General features: G+C 69.4%; 9 protein-coding genes and 2 tRNA genes. 7 read left to right on the top strand and 4 right to left on the bottom strand.

What is annotated here, in order from left to right; all coding sequences use genetic code 11:
• Positions 1 to 138: 138 nt before the first annotated feature.
• Both ACTWQD_RS03910 and ACTWQD_RS03905 read right to left on the bottom strand, forming a co-directional pair.
• Positions 139 to 672, bottom strand: coding sequence for a PadR family transcriptional regulator (locus ACTWQD_RS03910; RefSeq protein ID WP_443194860.1), 534 nt, complete (start codon positions 670 to 672; stop codon positions 139 to 141).
• Positions 673 to 803: 131 nt separating this feature from the next.
• The gene (locus tag ACTWQD_RS03905) at positions 804 to 1,787 is read right to left on the bottom strand and encodes an NAD(P)H-quinone oxidoreductase (RefSeq protein ID WP_443194859.1); all 984 of its coding nucleotides are present in this window, start codon (positions 1,785 to 1,787) and stop codon (positions 804 to 806) included.
• Positions 1,788 to 1,957: 170 nt separating this feature from the next.
• On the opposite strand from ACTWQD_RS03905, the gene ACTWQD_RS03900 reads away from it, so the two are divergent.
• The 3 genes from ACTWQD_RS03900 (at position 1,958) to ACTWQD_RS03890 (ending at position 8,018) form a co-directional block, all read left to right on the top strand.
• Positions 1,958 to 2,045: transfer RNA gene (locus tag ACTWQD_RS03900), tRNA-Ser, on the top strand.
• Between the two features lie 193 nt (positions 2,046 to 2,238).
• Positions 2,239 to 3,048: a VOC family protein gene (locus ACTWQD_RS03895; protein ID WP_443194858.1), complete on the top strand. Its 810-nt coding sequence runs from the start codon at positions 2,239 to 2,241 to the stop codon at positions 3,046 to 3,048.
• A 398-nt stretch (positions 3,049 to 3,446) separates the two neighbouring features.
• On the top strand, positions 3,447 to 8,018 hold the full coding sequence (locus ACTWQD_RS03890; protein ID WP_443194857.1) for an ExeM/NucH family extracellular endonuclease: 4,572 nt from the start codon (positions 3,447 to 3,449) through the stop codon (positions 8,016 to 8,018).
• 209 nt (positions 8,019 to 8,227) lie between these two features.
• On the opposite strand, the gene ACTWQD_RS03885 is transcribed toward ACTWQD_RS03890, so the two are convergent.
• Positions 8,228 to 10,201 carry an FAD/NAD(P)-binding protein gene (locus tag ACTWQD_RS03885; protein WP_443194856.1) on the bottom strand — a complete coding sequence of 658 codons (1,974 nt, stop codon included), beginning with the start codon at positions 10,199 to 10,201 and terminating at the stop codon, positions 8,228 to 8,230.
• Positions 10,202 to 10,318: 117 nt separating this feature from the next.
• Here ACTWQD_RS03885 and ACTWQD_RS03880 point away from each other — a divergent pair, with 117 nt between their 5' ends.
• From ACTWQD_RS03880 to ACTWQD_RS03870, 3 genes are all read left to right on the top strand, one after another.
• Entirely contained in the window at positions 10,319 to 12,589 is a 2,271-nt protein-coding gene (locus tag ACTWQD_RS03880; protein WP_443194855.1) for a prolyl oligopeptidase family serine peptidase, read from the top strand.
• A 133-nt stretch (positions 12,590 to 12,722) separates the two neighbouring features.
• Positions 12,723 to 12,810: transfer RNA gene (locus ACTWQD_RS03875), tRNA-Ser, on the top strand.
• A gap of 120 nt (positions 12,811 to 12,930) precedes the next feature.
• The gene (locus ACTWQD_RS03870) at positions 12,931 to 14,601 is read left to right on the top strand and encodes a phytoene desaturase family protein (protein ID WP_443194854.1); all 1,671 of its coding nucleotides are present in this window, start codon (positions 12,931 to 12,933) and stop codon (positions 14,599 to 14,601) included.
• Between the two features lie 13 nt (positions 14,602 to 14,614).
• On the opposite strand, the gene ACTWQD_RS03865 is transcribed toward ACTWQD_RS03870, so the two are convergent.
• Complete coding sequence (locus tag ACTWQD_RS03865) at positions 14,615 to 16,804, bottom strand: RecQ family ATP-dependent DNA helicase (RefSeq protein WP_443194853.1); 2,190 nt, start codon at positions 16,802 to 16,804, stop codon at positions 14,615 to 14,617.
• Positions 16,805 to 16,946: 142 nt separating this feature from the next.
• Between ACTWQD_RS03865 and ACTWQD_RS03860 the strand changes: the two genes are divergently transcribed.
• A complete protein-coding gene (locus ACTWQD_RS03860; protein WP_443194852.1) occupies positions 16,947 to 18,365 on the top strand; it encodes a phosphomannomutase/phosphoglucomutase in 1,419 nt (472 codons plus the stop codon).
• Positions 18,366 to 18,474: the final 109 nt, after the last annotated feature.

The raw sequence follows: 18,474 nt of genomic DNA, 5'->3' as shown, positions 1-18,474 counted from the left end.
GAAACCTGACCGGGGCAGCTCAACTCGACAGACTTGCCCCAAGGCACCCTACCAACGGCGGCGAGTCATGGGTATGGCTTTGCGCCAGGCGGCAGGAGCCGGGCGACGAACGGTCAGCCGGGAGGCGGGTCCCCGGCGTTACTGCGGGCCCGTCAGCTGCATCAACCGGGCCTCGCAGAGGTCCAGCCAGCGCACCTCCGCTTCCGTCTGGAAGATCAGCGAATCGAGGACCAGCAGCCGGGCAGTATCCGTCGGCCGGTGCTGTGACGCCGTCTCGCGCCGTGCTTTGGTGTAGTCCTGCAGGGCACGGATGGACACCGCGCGCTGGGCATGGATGGCAGCGCCCACGTCGACGCCGGGAAGCGTCAGCCCCAGCGCGAGTTTGATGGCCAGTTCGTTCCGCGGAGGGCTGGCCCGCGGCACAGGGGTGGTGAACCAGTTCCGGACCTCGGTGCGGCCCTCGGGGGTGATGCTGTAGATGACGTGACCCTCGCCGTCGGCGCCGTCCTTGCGGACCAGCCCGTCGCGCTCAAGGCGGTCGAGCGTGGTGTAAACCTGCCCGATGTTGAGGGGCCAGGACGCTCCGGTGCGGTCCTCGAACTCTATTCTGAGCTGGTACCCGTAGCGCGGCCGGTCCTGCAGAAGGGCGAGGAGGCTGTGACGGATGGACATGTTGCTCCCGGAGGGTAGCGGGGACGACAGCATACACGCGCCCCAAGACGCGTGTATACCGCGTATGGAATTACATTACAGTGATTCGCCGGCCGGGAGCAATTCCGGATATGTCGTATGTGGCATATGTCCTACATGACCAGCAGGATCTTCCCCACGTGGTCGCCGCTGTCGAAATACCGGTGCGCCTCCTGGACCTGCTCCAGCGGGAAGGTCTTGGCGACGAGCGGCCGGATCCGACCGTCGGCCAGCAGCGGCCACACCGCGTCGCGGACAGCGTCCATGATCACGGCTTTCTCTTCAACGGGGCGGGGGCGGAGGGCTGTTGCGATGATCGCGGCCCGCTTGCTCAGCAGTTTGCCGAGGTCCAGCTCGCCCTTGGCTCCGCCCTGCAGCCCGATCACCACCAGCCGGCCGTAGTCAGCCAGCGCATCCACATTCTGCCCGAGGTACTTGGCCCCGACGACGTCGAGAATCACATCCGCGCACTTGCCGCCGTTCTGCGCCCGGAGGCTCTCCGGGAAACTTTCCTCGGCGTAGTTGATGGCGATGTCCGCGCCCAGGAATGCCTTGGCGGTGCCCACCTTTTCGGCAGTGCCCGCGGTGGTGGCCACCACGGCGCCCAGGGCCTTGGCCAGCTGGATGGCCATGGTGCCGATCCCGCCGGTTGCCCCGTGGATGAGCACGGTCTCCCCCGGCTGAAGCTGCGCGGTCATGACCAGGTTGGAGTAGACCGTGGCTGCGACCTCGGGCAGGGAGGCCGCGGTCACCAGGTCCACGCCGTCGGGAATCCTCAGGACCTGCCCTGCCGGCACCGCAACCTGCTGGGCGTAGCCGCCGCCCGCCAGCAGCGCGACCACCTTGTCGCCCACTGAGAACGGCCTGGTCACCCCGGGCCCGAAGCCGGAGATCCGCCCCGAAACCTCCAGACCGGGAATGTCGGAGGCGCCGGGCGGGGGCGGGTAGTAGCCCTTGCGCTGCTGCACGTCTGCGCGGTTGAGCCCTGCGGCGACGACGTCGATCAGCACCTCACCCGTCCCGGGCACCGGCGCCGGAACCTCGCGGACCTCAAGGGCCTCGGGTCCGCCCGGCTCCGAGATATAGACAGCCTTCATGGACACTCCCGATTTCTCACAGACTCTTGCAGCCTTCTCTTCCTTGATGCGCCTCCGGCACACCCCGGCCGAAGCGCTTCCTCCCAGAGTAGGCGGAGAAGCTGTCCCCTGTCCGCGAGCGCAGCCGGCTTTTTGTGGCTGCCGACCGGCTATGAAACACTACTCGTTAGGGAAGGTTGTCCGAGCGGCCGATGGAGCTGGTCTTGAAAACCAGTGTGCGGTAACCCCGTACCAAGAGTTCGAATCTCTTACCTTCCGCGAATAATGCCCCCGGTACCTGCGCCCGCCGCTGAACCGGGGGCATTTTTGCGTGCCGCGCCTGGGCCGGGCTGGTCACCGGGCCATTGAAAGTGTCAGCGGCCGGGAATAGTCTCACTGTGTCTTCGTCCACCACAGGAATCCGCCGGCCTGCCGCACCACACCAGGGCCGCAGAAGAGAGCAGGAGCCACCATGCCCACACCGAACCACAGCAACGGCGCGCCATGCTGGATCGACCTGATGACGTCCGACACCGGGACGGCCAAAGCGTTTTACGGCGAGCTCTTCGGCTGGACTTTCGAGACGGGCGACCAAGAGAAATACGGCGGATACATCATGGCCGCCAAGAACGGGGAGCCCGTTGCCGGGATGATGCAAAAAGACCTGACCATGGCCGGCATGCCGGACCTGTGGAGCACCTACCTGCGATCGGACAATGCGGCGACCACCGTGCAGGCCGCCGCCGAGCACGGCGGCCAGGTGTATGTGGCGCCTATGGACGTTCCGGACCAGGGCCGCATGGCCATGGTCGCCGATGCCACCGGCGCGTCGATCGGCGTATGGGAGCCCGGCGAAATGAAGGGCTACGGGCTGGCCGCCGAACCGGGCACCCCCGCCTGGCACGAACTCCACGCCAAGGACTACGGCGCCGCGGTGAAATTCTACGAGGACGTCTTCGGCTGGAACACCGACGTCATGAGTGACACGCCCGATTTCCGCTACACGACGCTGGGAGCCGGTGATGCCGCCAAGGCCGGGATTATGGACGCCTCCGGCTACCTTCCCGCCGAGGTCCCGTCGAACTGGCAGGTGTACTTCGCGGTCGCGGACGCGGACGCCTCGATCGACAAGGCTGTTTCCATGGGCGCCCGTGTGGTCGACGGGCCCGACGACACCCCGTTCGGACGGGTGGCCACCCTCGCAGACCCCACCGGCGCCATGTTCAAGATCGTGGCGGAAACCGCGCCGGATGGGGGCGAAGCCCCCACGGACGGCGTGTGAGCCCCGCGCTAAACCTCAGGAAAAGCTGAGGAAAAACTTCGGAAAATCCTTCCGCAAAAATGCCGCAGGAATACCGGCCAGCCGCCTTTCGGGCGATTACTGGCCGGTATTCTTTGTGCCATGCCCGCCGACTGCGCCGGGCAGGGCCGTCTGGCACTGCCAGAAGCCGCATCAACTCCCGTCTCCGGGGCGCACCGCTGGTCGCCCCGTGCCGGCTGTGACGCGTTCCGCTGGGGGACGTCTCGCCGAATGCACACGCAATACATGCCGTGTTCATTCACCCCTGTTTTGATGTGCCGGAAACTGCTTGACCAGGAGCAGCGACCGGCGGTCCGAGGCATCACCCGGACACCCTTCCACCCAGCCCGCACCCGGGCAACTAATGAGAGTTAGAGCGGATGAAACACATACCTTGGAAGACCGCGCTGGGCACAGCGCTGTCAGTGGGGCTCATCGCCGCCCCGCTGGCCGCTGTGCCGGCGTTTGCCGTGGAAGTCTCCCCGGCAGCGGCTGGCACCTCGCCAGTCATCATCAACGAGGCGTACCTCAGCGGCGGCAGCAACGGCGCCGCCTTCAAGGACAAGTTCGTCGAGCTGTACAACACCTCCGACGCCCCGGTGTCGCTGGACGGCTGGTCCATCCAGTACCGCTCCGCCACAGGGACCGGCACTCCCGGAAACACCGTCCCGCTGGCCGGCAGCATCGCCGCCAAGGGCTTCTACCTGATCAAGGCGACCGGCAACAATCCCACGACGTCGACGGCGCTGCCCCTCCCGCCAGCCGACCTGGACGCGGGCACCAAGTTCGCTCCCAGCGGCACCAACGGCACCATCCTGCTCGCAAAGCAGCCCACCGCCGTCACCCCGCTGGCCGCCGGCTCCGTCATTGAGCCCGCCAACGTTGCCGACCTGCTCGGCTACGGGACCTCCAACACCTACGAGACCCTGGCAGCCACCGCGCCGACGAGCAACACCGACGTCAAGAGCTTCAACCGCAGCAACGGCGTGGACAGCAACAACAACGCCGCCGACTTCAGCCTCAACGCCACCATCACCCCCAAGACCGCCAACGGTGCGGCCGCACCGGTGGATCCCCCGGTCGATCCCGGCCCCGTCACCCCGCCGGCTGCCAAGACCATCGCGGAGATCCAGGGCGACGGCGCCGCCAGCCCGCTGGCCGGCACGTCCGTCACCACCCGCGGCAAGGTCACGGCCACCTTCCCCACCGGCGGATTCTCCGGCTACTACATCCAGACCCCGGGCACCGGCGGCGATCTGACCCCGGCCAACCACACGTCGTCGGACGCCATCTTCGTCTTCTCCGCCGCCACGGCGGGCTCAGTCCAGCCCGGCGACTACGTCGAGGTCACCGGCGCGGTCAGCGAGTACTTCGGCATGACGCAGGTGACGGTCGCTGCCGCGGCGGACCTGAAGAAGCTCACCGAAGCCGCCCCGGAGGTCAAGGCCACCGGATTCGCCCTCCCGGCCGAGGAGGCCTTCCGCGAATCCCTCGAAGGCATGCTGCTGGCACCGCAAGGTCCCATGACGGTCAGCGACAACTACTCGCTGAACCAGTACGGCGAAATCGGCCTGGCCGGCGGCACCACCCCGCTGGAACAGCCCACCGCCGTCGCGGAGTACGGTTCCGCCACGTACACCGCCACCGTCGCCGCCAACGCCGCCCGCGGCATCAAGCTCGACGACGGCGCCACCACCAACTTCCTCAAGGACCCGGCCACCAAGGCCGAGGTGCTCCCGTACCTGACCACGGCGGACCCCGTCCGCGTCGGCACGCCGGTGACCTTTGAAACCAACGTGGTGCTCAACTACGGGAACGGCGCCTGGAAGTTCCAGCCGCTGACCCACCTGACCGCGGCCAACGCGGAGGCAGTCCAGCCCGCAAGCTTCGGCGCCACCACCCGCACGGAGGCCCCGGCCGCCGTCGGGGGCAACCTGAAGATTGCCTCGTTCAACGTGCTTAACTACTTCCCCACCACCGGCGACCAGCTCACCGGATGCACCTACTACACAGACCGCGCCGGCAACCCGATCACCGTCCGCGGCGGCTGCGACGCCCGCGGCGCGGCCAACGCCGAGAACCTCCAGCGCCAGCAGGACAAGATCGTCGCCGCCATCACCAAGTCCGGCGCCGACGTCGTCTCCCTCATGGAAATTGAGAACTCGGCGCAGTTCGGCAAGAACCGCGACGACGCCCTGGCCAAGTTGGTTGATGCCCTGAACATCCCCACGCCGGGGATCTGGGACTATGTCCGCACGCCCGCGAACGCACCTCCGCTGGCCGACGAGGACATGATCCGTACCGCTTTCATCTTCAAGAAGGCCGCCGCGGAGCCGGTGGGCGAGTCCGTCATCCACAACGACACCGTGGCGTTCGCCAATGCCCGCAAGCCGCTGGCACAGGTCTTCAAGCCGGTGGGCGCGGGCGATGACAAGAAGTTCATCGCAATCGCCAACCACTTCAAGTCCAAGGGTTCTGCCGCCACCCCGGAGGACACCGACAAGGGCCAGGGCGCCTCCAACCTCGCGCGCGTCGCGCAGGCCAAGTCGCTCCTGGCGTTCTCCAACGAGCTGCAGACCGCCAAGGGCACCGACAAGGTCTTCCTGATCGGCGACTTCAACGCCTACGCCAAGGAAGACCCCATCAACGTCTTCACGGCCGCGGGCTATGTCAACCAGGACGAAAAGGCCCGGAACGCCGACGGCTCCGCCAAACACTCCTACCTCTTCGGCGGCCTGGTGGGTTCCCTGGACCACATCCTCGCCTCCCCGGGCGCCAACGCCGTCGTCACCGGCGCCGACATCTGGAACATCAACTCCGTGGAGTCCGTGGCGCTCGAATACAGCCGTTACAACAACAACGTGACCGACTACTACGCCCCGGACCAGTTCCGGGCGAGCGACCACGACCCGGTGGTGGTGGGACTGGATCTGCCCGCGACCCCCGCCAGCGTTGACCTGAACTTCCTCGGCATCAACGATTTCCACGGCCGCATCGATTCGAACACCGTGTTCTTCGCGGGAACCATCGAGAAGCTGCGCGCCGCGGCCGCCCCCGGCGCCACGGCGTTCCTCTCCGCCGGAGACAACGTCGGAGCCTCGCTGTTCGCCTCGGCCCTGGCCAAGGACCAGCCCACCATCGACGTGCTGAACGCCCTGGAACTGCGGACCTCCGCCGTGGGCAACCACGAGTTCGACGGCGGCTGGGCCGACCTGAACGACCGCATCATCGCCGGCGGCAGCAACGCGAAGTTCCCGTACCTGGGCGCCAACGTCTACCGGAAGGGCACCACCGAGCCCGTCCTGCCGGAGTACACCGTGCTGGACATGAACGGCGTCAAGGTCGCCGTGATCGGCACCGTCACACAGGAAACGCCGTCGCTGGTTACTCCCGCAGGCATCGCCGACCTTGAGTTCGGCGACCCCGTCGACGCCATCAACCGCGTCGCCGCCACGATCAAGGCGGAGAACCTCGCTGACGTGATCATCGTGGAGAACCACGACGGCGCCGGTTCCGGCGCGCCCGAGGGTTCCACGCTGGAGCAGGAAGTCGCTGCCGGCGGCCCCTTCGCCAAGATGGTCACCGAGGTCACCCCGGATGTGGCCGCCATCTTCAACGGCCACACCCACAAGCAGTACGCGTGGGATGCTCCCGTGCCCGGCGTGGAGGGCAAAACCCGCCCGATCGTGCAGACCGGCAACTACGGCGAGTTCATCGGCCAGATCCAGCTCACCATCGACACGAAGACCATGTCGGTCACGGGCTACAAGGCAGGCAACGTCAAGCGGACCACTTCCTCGGACCAGCCGGCAGCCGATCTCGTGGCCAAGTACCCGCGGGTCGCCGCCGTCAAGACCATCGTGGACAAGGCCCTGGCCGACGCAGCAGTGGTCGGCAACCAGCCCGTCGGCGCGGTGACCAAGGACATCACCACCGCGTTCACGCCTGCCACCGCCACCACCCCGGCGTCACGCGATGACCGTAGCAGCGAGTCCACCCTGGGCAACCTCGTGGCGGATTCCCTGGTGGATTCGCTGAAGGCACCGGAACTCGGCGGCGCCGAGATCGGCGTCGTCAACCCGGGCGGCCTGCGCAACGAGCTGTACTACGCCCCGGACGGCACCGTCACGTACGCCGAGGCCAACGCGGTGCTGCCGTTCGTGAACAACCTGTGGACCACGTCGCTGACGGGAGAGCAGTTCAAGACGCTCCTGGAGCAGCAGTGGCAGACCAACGCTGACGGCACGGTCCCCAGCCGCGCCTACCAGCAGCTGGGACTGTCCAAGAACGTCAACTACACCTACGACGCCGCCCGCGCGGCCGGTGACCGGATCACGTCGATCCGGGTCAACGGCGAACTGGTGGACCCGGCGAAGTCCTACCGGATCGGAACGTTCAGCTTCCTGGCAACGGGCGGCGACAACTTCCGCATCTTCACCTCCGGCACCGACACCCGGGACTCCGGGCTGGTGGACCGCGACGCCTGGATCAAGTACCTGCAGGCACACAACCCCGTGTCGCCGGACTTCGCCCGCCGCTCTGTGGCCGTGGTCAACACCACTGCCGCCGAGGTCAAGGGCGGGGAGGCCATCTCCCTGGCCGTCTCCAAGCTGGACCTCACCTCGCTGGGCAGCCCGGTCAACACCTCGCTGCGCGCGGAGTTCACGGATGCGATGGGTGCTGTCACGGCGCTCGGTTCGGTGCCGGTGTCCGGCGGCGCCGCCACCGTTCAGGTGACGGTACCCGCCGGCGCCGCGGCGGGCACGGGCACCCTGGTGCTCACCGCCGTCGAATCCGGCACCGTGGTGAAGACGGCCGTCCTGGTTGCGGCCAGCACACCGGTTCCGCCGAAGTGCACCGCGCCGGTCAAGCCGAAGCGTCCCGCGGACCTCGTGGGATACGCCAACTACGGCCAGGCCATGGCTGCCTACCGCCACTGCCTCAAGGGCTAGTTTCGTAGCCCCGCCCCACTGAGCATGCCCTCCCCCGGGCTGCAGCGATGGACATAGTGCCTGTATGTCCACCGCTCAGCCCGGACGGAGGGCATGCTCATTGGTTGAACCCGGAAACGGAGGGCATGCTCATTGGGGGCACCTGGAAACGGAGGGCATGCTCATTTTTCGGCTCCGACGGAGGGCATGCTCACGGGTGCTGCGGGCTGTCAGGCGCCGAGGATGGCCCGGGCGATCTCGTCGGCGTCCCGCAGGGTGCGCTGGCCGCTGCGGTACACGGGCCCGCTCTTCTGCCGGGCCTCGGCCGCGATGGCCGTCCCCCACTGCACGGCGGACAGCTGGAGGCCCAGCACATAAAGGCCCTCGGTCACGGAGCCGTTCGCGCCCAACGGCCGGTAGGGGTGCGGGGCCACGTCCAGCCCGGACGTCGGCACCGGTGTTCCTTCCACGGTCATCATGAGCCGCGGACGGACCAGGCCCTCGGCGAGCAGCTGCTCCAGCAGCGGCGACTCGTTGACCGCCACCCTGTTGGCCGGCGCCAGCGCTTCCACCATGGCCACGGCGTGCACCGGCTCCCCGGCCACGGCGTCCTCGGTGTTCCCCACCCAGGGCGACGCCGCCGTGAAGGTCCGCGCTGTGCGGTCCACCCCGAACTTGGGGTCCGGGCCCACAAAGCGCACGACGCCGGCCCGCACCAGTGCGGCGAGCTGATCGGCGCGCAGCGCCGGCGGCCCGCTGGCCAGCCCCTCCACAAACGTTTCAAACCAGCCGCGCAGCCCGGCCACCCACGATTCGTCGGTGATGCCGCCGTCGGCGACAGCGGTTTTCAGGACCGCCCGGCCGTGGTGCAGGGCGCCGATGGTCATCTTCACCGGGTCGTCTTCCCCCAGCGCGGAGCGCCGGGCATCATCCATGAGGTAGTCGACGACGGCGGCGTCCAGCTCCGCTCGGGAGTCGAACGACTTTCCCGCCAGGGGCGCTGCGAGCCCGAGCAGGTTGAGCCGGTGGTCGGTTTTCACGTGCACCGCCAGGACGGAGTCCACCAGGTCTTCCCATTTCGCCGCGGAGTGCGCGTGCGGCTGCAGGGCCTCCTCCAGCGCCGCCAGGAATTCCTTCGGTTCCGACAGGACCGCCTCGGGCTGCGAGCGCGCCAGCGTGGAGTAGTAGGCCCACAGGGCGTCCCGGTGCAGGAGCGGCCAGAGGTCGTGGTCGAAGGCCGGCCGGATGCCGGTTTCCGCGAATTTCGCCAGCGCGACTTCGGTGCAGTACCGCAGGGTCACGGCGCCCGGGTAGTAGCCGGAGAGGGTCGCCTTCGCCCGGTACGGGGTGCCGCGCCGCGAGGCCGCGATGATCAGCGGTTCGCGGCCGGAGGGAAGGTAGCGGAGCCCGCCCTCGCCGGGCAGGAACCGGCCGCCGCGGCCCTCGGTGAGCTGGCCCATGGCATCAAAGAAGTTCAGCCCCATGCCGCGCACCAGCACCGGTTTGACGGCGGGCACCAGGGACCAGTCGACGTCGGCCGGCGCCGCCGGGGGCAGGTACAGGAGCCCGAATTCCTCCGCGGCCGCTTGAAGCTCGCGCTGTTCGGGGTTGAGCCGCGACTCCAGATGGCCCAAGGCCAGCACCACGGAATCGACGGTCAGGACCTCGCCGCCGGCCAGTCCGACGTCGAACGCCGCCGGCCCGTCGGACGTTGCGGAACCGGACGCGTGGCGGACGGAGGTCGCCGTTGTGCGGTGGAACTCGACGGTGACGCCGGCGGGGAGGCAGGACAGCAGGTCCTCCAGGGTGGAGCGGAGGTAGCGGCCGTACAGGGCCCGGCTGGGGAAGTTCGTTGAGGCGAGCCCCGTGAGTTCGGCGCGTTCCTCGGCGGTGAGGCCGGGATGGGGGTGCTCGCGCTGCAGTTCACGCCAGCGGTCGAAGGTGTGGCCGGCCAGCGGCCGCGCGAGGTCCGGGTCCTCAGGGATGACCGTGGGGTAGAACGACTGCGTGTTCATCAGGTAGAGCCGCGACTGGCCGGGCTGCCAGACGTGCCCCGGACCGGCCGGATAGGGGTCGACGACGTCGATGTGCAGCGTGGCGTCCGGACCGGCGGGCGCCCAATTGGCAAGCAGCCGCTCCAGCACACTCGTGCCCCGGGGACCGGCGCCAATCACTGCCGTCCGGATGCTTCGCGATATTCCCACGGCATCCAGCGTATCTGCAACGCGCCCGCCGCCCCGACCCGGCAGTGGCGGCCCCGGTGGCTCCGCGGGTGCCGGCTTGACTTGCACCCGGCGCGCCGGGGTTGCTTGGATGGAAAAATGACCACCGCTGAAGCTGCTCCCCTGCCCGCGTCCGGCCGTCCGGCAACCGCCCCTGAACCCGTCGACGAGAACATCTGGCTCGAGGAGATCTACGGCGAGGAACAGCTGGCCTGGGTCCGGGAACAGAATGCCCGCACCGAGGAACTGCTGGAGGACGCGGAGTACACCGCGCTGGAGTCCAGCATCCTCGAGGTACTGGACTCCACCGACCGGATCGCGATGGTGGGCAAGCACGGCCGGTTCTACTACAACTTCTGGAAGGACCGGCACAACCCGAAGGGCCTGTGGCGCCGGACCACGTGGGACAGCTACCGCGGCGGGACCCCGGAATGGGAAGTCCTGCTGGATGTGGACGCGCTGGCCGCAGCGGAAGGCGAAGAATGGGTCTTCCACGGCGCCAGCTTCCTGCGCCCGGCCGAGGGCGAGCCGCACCGGCGGGCGCTCCTGGCCCTCTCCCCCGACGGCGGCGACGCCAACCGCTACCGCGAGTTCGACGTCGAATCCCGCACCTTCGTGGACCCGGCGGACGGCGGGTTCGACCTGCCGACGGCGAAAGGCAACGCGTCCTGGCTGGACGCCGACACCCTGCTGGTCGCCTCCACGGCGGAGGGCCTGCCCAGCACCACGTCCTCCTACGCGCGGACCGGCGTCAAGCTGCCCCGCGGCGGGTCCCTGGCCACGGCGGAGCGGCTGTTCGAGGTCCCCGAGGACCACATGATGGCGCTCGTGGCGCACGACTCCACCCCGGGTTTCGAGCGGACGTTCGCCGTGGACTGGATCAGCTTCTTCGAGAAGACCACCTCCGTGCTGCGGGACGGGCAGTGGGTGGAGCTGGATGTTCCGGTGGACGTGAACGTCAGCGCGCACCGGGAGTGGCTGCTGTTCCGGCCGCAGAAGGACTGGACGGTGGGCGGCGCAACCCACCCGGCGGGCTCCCTGCTCGCCGCCCGCTTCGAGGAGTTCCTGGCCGGCGGCCGGGACCTGGCGGTGCTGTTCACCCCGGACGAGCACACCTCCCTGCAGTCCTGGAGCTGGACGCGGGACTTCCTGCTGCTGAACCTGCTCCGCGACGTTTCCTCGGAGATCCGGGTCCTCGATCCGCAGCAGCCGGGAACGGACAGCGCCTGGGGCTCGACACTGCTGGACGCCTGCCCGCCGCTCCACGACGTCAACGCCTACGCCGTCGACGACGAGGACGCCGCCGGCTCCGACGACGACTCGGTCGACGACGGCACCGACGGCGCGGCACCCGTGGCCGAAGCCGAGGCTCCCGGCGCGGGAAACGACTTCTGGCTCATCGCCACCGGCTTCACAACGCCCAGCACCCTCACCCGCGGGACCCTGAAGCGTGCGGCATCGGGCGGCGTGGAGAGCACCCACGAGGTGGTGCGGTCCTCGCCGTCGTTCTTCAATGAGGCGGCCTACGAGGTGCAGCAGCACTTCGCCGTCTCCCGGGACGGCACCCGGGTGCCGTACTTCCAGGTGGCGGCGAAGGACCTCGTCCTGGACGGCCAGAACCCGACGCAGCTCTCCGGCTACGGCGGCTTCGAGATTTCCCGCACCCCCGCGTACAGCGGCGCGGTCGGCCGGGCCTGGCTGGAGCGCCGCACCGGGGAGTCCGCCGGGCTGAACGGGGAGGCCCCGCACACCCGCGGCGGCGTCTACGTGGTGGCCAACATCCGCGGCGGCGGCGAATACGGCCCCTCGTGGCACCGCGCGGCCCTGCAGGACAAACGGCACCGGGCCTACGAGGATTTCGCGGCGGTGGCGGCAGACCTGATCTCCCGCGGCGTCACATCCCGGGACCGGCTCGGCTGTGTGGGCGGGTCCAACGGCGGCCTGCTGGTGGGAAACATGCTCACCCAGTACCCGGAACTCTTCGGCGCCGTCTCCTGCGGGGTGCCGCTGCTGGACATGCGCCGCTACACCAAGCTGTCCGCCGGCTACTCGTGGATTGCCGAATACGGAGACCCGGACGTGCCGGAACAATGGGAGTTCATCAAGACGTTCTCGCCCTACCACCTGCTCCGGGACGGGGTGGACTACCCCGAGGCGTTCATCTGGACCGCGACGTCCGATGACCGCGTGGGCCCGGTCCAGGCCCGCAAGATGGCCGCCCGCATGCAGGCGATGGGCATCCCCAACGTCTGGTTCCACGAAGCACTGGAAGGCGGCCACGCCGGAGCCTCGGACAACCGCCAGGCCGCGGCCCTGCAGAGCCGCAGCCAGCACTTCCTGTGGCGGGCACTGGCGGGCCGGGGCGCCTGAGCCCGGACCGGCCACGCGGGGTCACTCTGCGCCCATGAGCGCGGCCGGGATGGACCGGAAGTGACCCCGCGTTGGCCGTTTTGCACTGCATGGCTCCTTCTGCGTATCCTTGGTTGGCTAGTTAATAGCAATTGGAGACGTGCCAGAGCGGCCGAATGGGCTTCACTGCTAATGAAGTGTGGGGCACAACTCCACCGGGGGTTCAAATCCCCCCGTCTCCGCGTTTGGCCCCGGTCCACGGACCGGGGCCTTTTGCGTACCCGACACCCGCATACCCGGACCCGCGTCCGGGGGCCGGACACCTGACGCCGTCCCCGCGGATGGGATGGCAGGATAGGCCCATGTCGAGCAACCCTCTGTTGAGCAGCCTGCCTTCCAGCAGCAAAGCGTATGACGCGATCATCGTCGGCGGCGGCCACAACGGCCTGGCCGCGGCAGCGTACCTGTCCAAAGCCGGCCGGAAGGTCCTGCTGCTGGAAAAGCTTGAGCAGCCCGGCGGTGCCGCGGTGTCCGCCCGGGCGTTCGACGGCGTCGACGCGCGCCTCTCGCGATACTCCTACCTCGTCAGCCTCCTGCCGCAGCAGATCATCGACGACCTGGGCCTGTGCATCCGGCTCGCGCGGCGCCGGTACTCCTCGTACACCCCGGACCCCGGCGGCGCCCGCCGCGCCCTGCTGGTCGACAACGGGGATGCCACCGCCACCGCCGCGTCCTTCGCCGCCGTCGGGGCCCCCGAGCACGAGTTCCAGGCCTTCACCGAGTTCTACGCCGGGTGCCGCCGCCTCACCGAGGCCCTCTGGCCGACCATGACCTCGCCGCTGCCGACCCGGTCCGAGGCCAGGGCCCTCGCCGCGCGGGCCGGCGCGGAGGACGTGTGGGACGCCGTGACCGGGCAGCCCATCGGGGACGCGATCGCGGCGTCGCTCCAGCACGACCTGGTCCGCGGCGTGGTGCTGACGGACGCCCTGATCGGCACCTTCGCGCGGGCCGGTGACGAGGACCTGCAGCAGAACATCTGCTTCCTCTACCACCTGATCGGCGGCGGAACCGGGGACTGGGACGTGCCGGTGGGCGGCATGGGCGCCGTATCCGGGGAACTGGAACGCGCGGCCCGCGAGGCGGGCGCGACCATCCTGACATCCGCGGACGTCACCGCCGTCGGCCCGGGAGGCGTGGTCAGCTACCGGCACGCCGGGGCAGAGCACACCGCCACCGCCCCGTGGGTCCTCGCCAACGTGGCCCCGGTGGTGCTGGACCGGCTCAGGACCGCCGGCCAGGCCGGCGGCGCCGCAGCCCCCGCCACCCGGAACCCGAACCACCTCCGGGAGGGCGCCCAGGTCAAAGTGAACCTGCTGCTGAAGCGGCTCCCCCGGCTGCTGGATGACAGCGTCGCCCCGGAAGCGGCGTTCGGCGGAACCTTCCACATCAATGAGACCTGGTCCCAGCTCGACGCCGCCTACCTCGCCGCCGAGGCCGGGGCGGTCCCCCACCCGCTGCCCTGCGAGATCTACTGCCATTCCCTGACGGACCCCAGCATCCTGTCCCCGGAACTGCAGGCAGCCGGCGCGCAGACCCTTACCGTGTTCGGGCTGCACGTCCCGGACCGCCTGATCACGGCAGACAACAACGACCAGCGCCGGGCCGATCTCCAGGCCGCGGTTCTGGCCTCCCTGAACTCGGTCCTGGCCGAGCCCATCGAGGACCTGCTCCTGGCCGGCCCGGACGGGAACCCCTGCATCGAAACCAAGACCACCCTCGACATCGAACGCGCCGTCGGCATGCCGCGCGGCAACATCTTCCACGGCGGCCTGGACTGGCCCTTTATCGAGGACACCACACCCCTGGCCACGCCGGCAGAGCGCTGGGGCGTCGCGACGGATGACCCGCAGATCCTGATCTGCGGCTCCGGCGCGCGCCGCGGCGGGGCCGTCAGCGCCATCGGCGGGCACAACGCGGCCATGGCCGTACTTGAGTCCGGGCCGCCCGCGGCGCACCCCGAAACCCTGGGCTGAGCCCGGGCCGAGGTCAGCCGGCCTGGCCAAGCACCAGCGGCAGCACCGCCCCGGCACCCGCGAGCCTGAGCGCCCGGCCGGCCACGGTCACGGTCCAGCGGCTGTCCACCAGGTCGTCAATCAGCATCACGCTCTGGCCCTGGATCCCGGCCAGGGCCGCTTCCAGCTCCGGCCCCACAACGAGGCGGTCCCAGACCCCGGCCAGCCGGTAGGCGCTGTTGCCGCCGCGGCCGCCGGTGGGTCCGCCGTGCTCCAGCTGCAACTGCCCCAGATACGGGATCCGGCCGATCTCCGAGATGCCCCGGGCCAGCGAGTCCACCAGGGCAGGCTTGCCGCGGGACGGGACGCTGATGATCGCGGCGGGCCGGCCGGCCCCGCTCCAGCCGGGGGCCCGGCTGTCACCGGCGCCCCACTCGCGGAGGACCTGGACGCAGGCCTGCAGCATGCCCGGGTCCACGGTCCGGTCCGGGGCTCCGGCGGCGAAGGTCTCCCGCAGGGCCCCGCCCCAGCCCAGGTCCGTCAGCCGTGCCAGCGCCCGGCCGGGGGCGACGCTCTCCTCGGGCTTGATCTTGCCCTTCACGGGCACGCCCAGCCGGTCCATTCCGCTCGGCCACTGCAGCCGGGGCTCCAGCGGAATTCCGGCGCGGCTCAGCGTCTGGCCCGCCGCTTCCGAGGCCGAGGCGGCAATGTCCGCCGGGAACCAGCGGCCGGCGCAGTTGTCGCAGCGGCCGCAGGCGCGGGCGGTTTCGTCGTCGAGGACCGAGGTGATGTATTCCATCCGGCAGCCCGCCGTGTCCTGGTAGATCACCATGGAGTCCTGTTCGTCCACCCGGGCCTCCGCGATCCGGCTGTAGCGCTCCGCGTCGTAGGTCCACGGCCGGCCGGTGGAACGCCAGCCCCCGCCCACCCGCTCGACGGCGCCGTCCACCGCCAGCACCTTCAGGAGCAGTTCCAGCGGTGTCCGGCGCAGGTCCACGCGCGCTTCCAGGGCCACGGTGGACACGGCGGTCCCCGCCTCGGCGAGCGCCGCGAGGACTGCACCGGCCTTTTCCTCCGAGGGCATGGACGCGGTGGCAAAGTACTGCCAGATGTCGCGGTCCTCGGACCCGGGGAGCAGGAGCACGTCGGCATTGGCTGCGCCACGGCCGGCGCGGCCCACCTGTTGGTAATAGGCCACGGGCGAGGACGGCGCCCCGAGGTGCACCACGAACCCGAGGTCCGGTTTGTCGAAGCCCATGCCCAGCGCGGATGTGGCCACGAGTGCCTTGACCTGGTTGTCCTTGAGGAGCTGTTCGGCGCGTTCCCGGTCGGCGGGGTCGGTGCGGCCGGTGTAGGCGAGCACCTCGTGGCCGGCCTCGGCCAGGAGCCGTGCGGTGTCCTCGGCCGCGGAGACCGTCAGCGTGTAGATGATTCCACTGCCGGACAGGTCCTGCAGGTGTGTGAGCAGCCAGCCGAGGCGGTCGCGGGAGTCCGGCAGGCTCAGGACGCCCAGGCGGAGGGACTCACGGCCCAGGGCGCCGCGGATGGTCAGCACGCCGGTGCCCAGCTGCTCCTCGATGTCGTGCACCACCCGGGAGTTGGCCGTGGCCGTGGTGGCCAGGACCGGGACGGTGTCCGGCAGCTGGGTGATGAGGTCCGCGATGCGCCGGTAGTCGGGCCGGAAGTCGTGGCCCCAGTCAGAGATGCAGTGCGCTTCGTCGATGACCAGCAGCCCGGTGCGGCGGATCAGCTCCGGCAGCTGGTTTTCGCGGAACGAGGGGTTGGTGAGCCGCTCCGGTGAAACCAGCAGGACATCGACCTCGTCCGCGGCGAGCTGTTCGCGGACGGTGTCCCAGTCCAGCTGGTTGGCGGAGTTGATGGCCACCGCCCGGACCCCGGCCCGCGCCGCGGCGGCCACCTGGTCCCGCATGAGGGCCAGCAACGGGGACACGATCAGGGTGGGCCCGGCGCCTCGGCGCCGCAGCAACAGGGACGAGACGAAATAGACAGCCGATTTTCCCCAGCCGGTGCGCTGCACCACGAGGGCGCGGCGGCCGCCGTCGACCAGCGCTTCAATCGCCTCGAACTGGCCGTCGTGGAACTCCGCGGCCGGGTGCCCCACCAGCTCGCGCAGCACCTCCTGGGCCTGCGCCCGCGTCCCCGACGCACCTGAGGGGGCAGCGGTGGAAGCGGACAGGACTGCAGCGTTCTGGTTATTGGCCATTGGTTCAGTATCCCAGCCCCCGCCGACAGCCACGAAGCCGCGGCGGCTGCTATGTGGACAATCACAGCGCGGATCCGGCGGCCGGTGGAACGCGGCAGTGTCCCTCCCCGGCCCGCTAACGCTTCGCCGTAAGATAAGACGCGTGACTATGGACCAGACCAAGACTTTTGACCTCTCCGCCTCCTTCAAGGCCTATGACGTGCGCGGCATTGTCGGCGAAACGATCACCGCCGAAATCGTCGAGGCGGTGGGTGCGGCGTTCGTCGACGTCCTGCAGCTGGAGGGCCAGACAGTGCTGGTCGGCGGCGACATGCGCCCCTCATCCCCCGAGTTCAGCAAGGCCTTCGCCGAAGGCGCCGCCCGGCGCGGCGCCAACGTCCAGCTGCTCGACCTGATCTCCACCGATGAGCTCTACTACGCGTGCGGGGCGCTCAACGCCGCGGGCGCCACCTTCACGGCGAGCCACAACCCCGCCGAGTACAACGGCATCAAGATGGCCAAGGCCGGCGCCGAGCCGATCTCCTCGGAATCCGGTCTCAAGGAAATCCAGGCCCGCGCCGAGGAATACCTCAACTCCGGGTCCATCCCGGCAGCCCCCGCCCGCGGCCTGATCGGCGTGCACGACGTCCTGAAAGGCTACTCCGAGTACCTCCGCAGCCTGGTGGACCTGCGCGGCTCCCGCCCGCTCAAGGTGGTGGTGGACGCCGGCAACGGCATGGCCGGGCTCACGACGCCGGCGGTGCTGGGCGATGCCCTGCTGCCCAAGCTTCCGCTCGAGATCGTGCCCATGTACTTCGAGCTGGACGGGTCCTTCCCCAACCACCCCGCCAACCCGCTGGAACCGGAGAACCTGCGCGACCTGCAGGCCGCCGTCGTCGAGCACGGCGCGGACATCGGGCTGGCGTTCGACGGCGATGCCGACCGCTGCTTCGTCATCGACGAGAAGGGCGACCCCGTCTCCCCGTCCGCGATCACCGGTATGGTGGCGCGCCGCGAGATCGCCCGCGCCCAGGGCCTCGGCGAGGCGAACCCCACCGTCATCCACAACCTCCTGACCTCCCGCGCCGTCCCCGAACTGGTGGAACGCCACGGCGGCCGGGCAGTGCGCACCCGCGTGGGCCACTCCTTCATCAAGGCCGTCATGGCCGCGGAGGGCGCGATCTTCGGCGGCGAGCACTCTGCCCACTTCTACTTCCGCGACTTCTGGAACGCGGACACGGGCATGCTCGCCGCAATGCACGTCCTCGCGGCCCTCGGCGAGCAGGACGGCCCGCTGTCCGATCTCGGCCGCGAATACGAGCCCTACGTGTCCTCCGGGGAAATCAACTCCGAAATCGAGGACAAGGCCGCGGCCGTGGAGCGCGTCCGGCACGATTTCCACACCGAGGACGTGGAGGTGGACTACCTGGACGGCAGCACCTTCATCGCCACGGACGGCAGCTACTGGTTCAACCTGCGCCCTTCCAACACGGAACCGTTCCTGCGCCTGAACGTGGAGGCCACGGACAACGACACCATGGTCCGCGTCCGCGACCGCGTCCTCGCCCTGGTCCGGGGCTAGGCCGTGGCGGAAGCTCCTGCAGAATCTTCCCGTTCTGAATCTTCCCCTTCTGAATCTTCCCCTGCTGAGTCTTCCCCTTCTGAATCTTCCCCTTCTGAATCTTCCCCTG

It is taken from the genome of Pseudarthrobacter sp. 1C304, assembly GCF_052245515.1.
Taxonomy (GTDB): domain Bacteria; phylum Actinomycetota; class Actinomycetes; order Actinomycetales; family Micrococcaceae; genus Arthrobacter.
This window is presented reverse-complemented; position numbering and strand designations above follow the sequence as displayed.